We start from the raw sequence: 4687 nt of genomic DNA, 5'->3' as shown, positions 1-4687 counted from the left end.
ATTTTGCAGCACATTAGGCATGATGTTTCACATCTCTGAGTTAAATATGCACAGCATAACATTTCATCAGGAAAAGGTGACATTTCTACTTTGCGGGATTAGTTGACATTTTAAACTTGCAATAACAGTGGTTGACACACCGTTGCCGCTCAAACGCCGGCCAGCACCTTTGGCAAAGGGTATGGCCGGCGGCCGGTTACTTGGTGTCTCCCTCCACATGCAGCGCCAGCCGTTTGTTGCCCAGGCGCAGCCAGAGCAAACGTAGCGCCCCTAACGCCAGCCAGGCGGCGCCGAGCATGATGGCGGTGCCATCCAGGCTTATCAGCAGCCACAATGAAGAGAGGGCACCGAGCGCCGGGGCCACCAGATAACGCAGCGTGTCCCAGCCGCCGCGGCGCTTTAACCGCAGATAGTAATGACCAATGACCGCTAAATTGACCAGCGTAAACGCCAGAAAGGCGCCGAAATTGATAAACGAAGTAGAGGTGGTCACGTTCATCATCAGCGCCAGCAGCGCTACCGTCGCGCACAGCAAAATGGCGTTAACCGGCGTGGTAAAGCGACCCAGTCGTCCGAGCAGGCGGGGCAGTACGCCATCGCAGCCCAGGCTATAAATCATTCGGCTGGCGCTGGCCTGGGCGGAGATCCCGGAGGCGAACTGGCCGAATACCAGCCCTATCATAAATAACGTCACAAACACGTCACCGCCGATATTACCGGCAATTTCAAACGCCGCCGAATCGGTGTTCTGAAACGTCGCGCCGGGATGGGCCAACTGCACGCACCAGGCGACGAGGATGAAGAGGATGCCGCCGCAGAGCGTGATAAGCATAATCGCGCGCGGTATGCTGCGCTGAGGATTGAGGGTCTCGCCGGCCAGCGTGGTAATGGCATCAAACCCCAGAAAGGAGTAACAGGCCACGGCGCCGCCGGCGACCAAGATCGGCAACAGCTGATCGCGCTGATCGAGAAACGGCGCCAGACTCCAGAAAGGGCGCGAGGCGTCACCATAGAGGTAATGTACCGCAAGCGTTGCGAAGGCCACCACAATTAGCAACTGGACCGTCATCAGCAGCAGATTCACGGCATAGGCCACTTTCAGCCCTACGATATTGATGGCGGTGGTGATGGCGATAAACGCCAGTAACCAGACAAACTGGGGCACCGCCGGTACCGCCGAAGAGAGATAAACCGCGCCGATGAGCCAAATCACCATCGGCAGGAACAGATAATCCAGCAGGATGCTCCAGCCGGCGAGAAACCCCATATTCTCGCTGATGGCGTTGCGTACATAGATATAGGCAGAGCCGGCCACCGGAAAGGCGGCGGACATCAGGCTGTAGCTGCAGGCGGTGAAAAACATGGCCACCAGCGCCAGCACATAGGCGCCCGCCACGTGGCCGTCGGTGATCTGCGCCAGTACCCCAAAAGTGCCGAGCACGATAATGGGTGCCATATAGGCCAGCCCGAACAACACCAAATGGCCTGTGGTAAGGGTCTTTTTAAAATCTGACATGACATTACTCCTTGTAAGATTGCACTGTGGCGACAGCGGGCGAAGAGAGCGGCGAACGCGATCATCGCCGCCGTAGCGCCCGTCGGGACGTTCCCTGAATGCGTCCTGATAGCATCATCCGGCCTACGCGCAAAACGTGCGCACTGGGGCGGACCGGACACGCCGGTCCTGAACAGCGTCGTCTGGCGGTGCCCGGGTCCATACGGGGTCATATTGCCGTGAGAAACCCCAATCAATGCACAACCTATCGTCGCTAGTCCGCAGCCGATTTCGGCCGCGGACTAGCTGTGCACAATCAGCAAATCGATTCGCCTGGCGTCGCACAGAACCTGTTGCCCCAGCGCCGCTGGTGGCCTCCTTTTACCGGTTTCCGGCGCGTAAAGGGGCGTGTTAGCCGGATGCCGCCGCGCCCGATTCCTGCTGTCAGCGAGGCGCGGGCGGGCCAACGTGAAAATGTTTCACCGCCGGCGGCGTAATAAAAATGAGTGTTAGATCACAGTCATCGATAATGGAATCTCTATAGTTAGATAATCTATTACCTAACTAGCAATTTTTATGGACAAGAAAGTAGCCATTAGCGATGTCGCCAAGGCGGCGGGCGTATCGACGGCGACGATTTCACGCTATTTAAACGGTAAGTTTGGCTCAATGAGCGCGGCGACGCGGGAGCGCATCAGCCGGATAATTGCCGAGATGAACTATAAACCGAACGATGTTGCGCGCTCTTTGCGCAGCACGCAGAGCAAGACCATCGCCGTGATTATGGCGGATATCTTCAATCCTTATTCAATGGATATATTAAAAGGTATTGAAGGGGTATGTACCCCGTTTGGCTATACACTGTTTTTATGCGACGCCAAAGACGATGCCCAAAACGAAATTGCCATTATTGAAAATATGATGTCCAAGCGCGTCGACGGTTTCATCATTAACAGCACGGGTAAAAACGATGATTTTATCCGGGCGGTGGCGCAGGACATTCCGACGGTACTGGTCGGCAGGAAACTGGGCTTCGAGGATATTAATTGCGTGTCGGTGGACAATCGGCAGGGGATGCGTCTGGCGATGGCGCACCTGCAACAGCGCCAGTGCGATGCCGTCACGCTGTTTACGCCGCCGCCGGATACGATTTCTCCGCGAATCGAGCGCGTGGAGGCGTTTAACGCCATAGGGAACAGCGCTGCGTTTAAGCAGGTGCCGTGCCGTACCGTCATTGTCGAAAACGAGAACATGGATACGCTCGGTGATCACATCGCGCAGGCCGTGAACGGGGCGGCTACGCCCGGGATAATTTCGATCAACGGCAAACTGTCGCTCAGTATGGTGAAAGCGATGCACCGCGCCGGCCTGGCGTTTCCTCGCGACCTGTTGTTTATCGGCTTCGATGATACGGAATGGGCCTCGGTTATCGCCACGCCGCTTACCGTCATTGCGCAGCCGACGTATGACATCGGCGCCGGCGCAGCCAATAAGCTTATCGCGGTGCTGACCAAAGAGAAAAGCATTAGCGACAGTTGTCAGACCCGATTGCCCGTTACGCTGATTGAACGGCAATCGACAATAAGAAATAAGACAGGAGAATAAGACATTATGCGAGTCACTGAAATCAACACTCACGTGCTTAAGGACAAGCTCCCTGAGAAATTTGGCATGTCGCAATGGTATTGGGATGTCCGCGCAATTTGCCTGGTGGAAATTAAAACCGACGAGGGGATTACCGGCTGGGGAGAATGCTTTGGCCCGGCCGAAACCAACGCCGCTTTGATTAAAGAACTTTACGCGCCGCAGCTCATCGGCCGCGATCCGCTGCCGCGTCGTCATGTTTGGGAAACGCTTTATAACCGCACGCGCGAATTCGGCCGCAAAGGAATTGCGATTTCGGCATTGTCGGGAATCGATATCGCCCTGTGGGATATTTACGGTCAATATGTTAATCAGCCGATAGGGCAATTGCTGGGCGGTGATCTGGCGCAGCCGGTGGCGGCTTATGCATCGACATTCTATTATTCAGCCGATAATGCGCGCGTGATAGAAGAAAATGCGGCGCAGGCCATCGGCGAAGGGTTTAGCGCGTTTAAAATGAAGGTCGGCGCGCTGTCGATTGAAGAGGATGCGCAACGGGTGCGTAACGTCCGCCAGTGTATCGGTGATAGCGCCCTGTTGGCGGTGGATGCCAATCGCGCCTATACGGCCAATGAAGCTATCGCGCTGGGGAAACGCATCGCCCCTTATGATATTGCCTGGTTTGAAGAACCGGTATTACCTGATGATTTTGCCGGTTATCGCGAGGTAAGAAATAAACTGGACATGCGTATTGCCGGCGGTGAATCGGAATTCACGCGCTTTGGTTTTCGATCGTATCTGGAACAGCAGTGCATTGATATTGCGCAGCCAGATGTTGCCGCCTGCGGCGGGATAAGTGAAGCGCTGACCATTGCCCAAATGGCGACGGCCTACGGTATCGAATGTTATCCGCATCAGTGGGGATCGGCCATTTCCCTTGCCGCCACGCTGCACCTGACCAGCGCTATTCCGCTGGCGGTACCGGCCATGGCAAAACAGCGCCCCGTGCTGGAGCTGGATCGTGCGCCGAATATCTTCCGGGAGCAGCTCTCTGATTTGGCTATCGGACCTGTGATGCAGGTGCCGCAGCGTCCCGGGCTCGGCATTGAGATTGATTTCGATATGATAAAGCATTATTCGACTTGATCCTTAAAAGACAAGTTTACTAATAAATCATACCTTGGTGTGGGAATGACTATGTTTACCTCTAAATGGTTTCGCATTGGCGTAACGCTAATGGTCGGGATTTTTGTCGCCTATCTGGATAGATCCAATCTTTCTATTGCCTTGCCCGGCATCGAAAAAGATTTGGATATAAACGGTTCTGCGGTAAAAAGTCTGAATAACCCCGAGTTTATTAGAGAGTAATTTTGGCAATACTACGCCGCTTCCTCTGATGCTAATTGCAAAGCGTAATAGTTCATTTCGGCTTCAGTAGGAGGGATGTAACCCAGCCGCCCGAGCAGCCTTCTGTTGTTGTACCAGTCCACCCAGTCCAGCGTGGCCAACTCCACTTCCGTCCGGTTTTTCCAGCTCCCGCGGTGGATAACCTCCGTTTTGTACAACCCGTTGATACTCTCTGCCATCGCATTATCGTAGGAGTCGCCG

4 protein-coding genes and 1 pseudogene are annotated in these 4687 nt (G+C 54.8%); 3 read left to right on the top strand and 2 right to left on the bottom strand.

Going from position 1 to position 4687, the window contains the following annotated elements; genetic code table 11:
* Nucleotides 1–196: 196 nt before the first annotated feature.
* Nucleotides 197–1516: an APC family permease gene (locus tag CINSTRO3249_RS12845; protein ID WP_074013565.1), complete on the bottom strand. Its 1320-nt coding sequence runs from the start codon at nucleotides 1514–1516 to the stop codon at nucleotides 197–199.
* A gap of 555 nt (nucleotides 1517–2071) precedes the next feature.
* Between CINSTRO3249_RS12845 and CINSTRO3249_RS12840 the strand changes: the two genes are divergently transcribed.
* The 3 genes and pseudogenes from CINSTRO3249_RS12840 to CINSTRO3249_RS17050 all read left to right on the top strand — a co-directional run.
* Nucleotides 2072–3100 (top strand): LacI family DNA-binding transcriptional regulator, encoded by a 1029-nt coding sequence (locus CINSTRO3249_RS12840; RefSeq protein ID WP_074013564.1) that lies wholly within the window; start codon nucleotides 2072–2074, stop codon nucleotides 3098–3100.
* A gap of 66 nt (nucleotides 3101–3166) precedes the next feature.
* Nucleotides 3167–4225: a mandelate racemase/muconate lactonizing enzyme family protein gene (locus CINSTRO3249_RS12835; RefSeq protein WP_174249789.1), complete on the top strand. Its 1059-nt coding sequence runs from the start codon at nucleotides 3167–3169 to the stop codon at nucleotides 4223–4225.
* Nucleotides 4226–4276: 51 nt separating this feature from the next.
* Nucleotides 4277–4405, top strand: a pseudogene (locus tag CINSTRO3249_RS17050) (MFS transporter); the annotation flags it as partial.
* Nucleotides 4406–4458: 53 nt separating this feature from the next.
* Here CINSTRO3249_RS17050 and CINSTRO3249_RS12830 read toward each other — a convergent pair.
* Nucleotides 4459–4687: integrase core domain-containing protein (locus CINSTRO3249_RS12830; protein WP_143146879.1), on the bottom strand; the 229-nt coding region annotated here is incomplete at its 5' end.

Origin of the sequence: Candidatus Sodalis sp. SoCistrobi, assembly GCF_900143145.1 — a bacterium.
Taxonomy (GTDB): Bacteria; Pseudomonadota; Gammaproteobacteria; order Enterobacterales; family Enterobacteriaceae; genus SoCistrobi.
This window is presented reverse-complemented; position numbering and strand designations above follow the sequence as displayed.

Bases quoted from the DNA above. Each gene is read 5' to 3' on its own strand.
- CINSTRO3249_RS12845 (WP_074013565.1), bottom strand. From the start codon at position 1,516: ATGTCAGATTTTAAAAAGACCCTTACCACAGGCCATTTGGTGTTGTTC.
- CINSTRO3249_RS12840 (WP_074013564.1), top strand. From the start codon at position 2,072: ATGGACAAGAAAGTAGCCATTAGCGATGTCGCCAAGGCGGCGGGCGTA.
- CINSTRO3249_RS12835 (WP_174249789.1), top strand. From the start codon at position 3,167: ATGTCGCAATGGTATTGGGATGTCCGCGCAATTTGCCTGGTGGAAATT.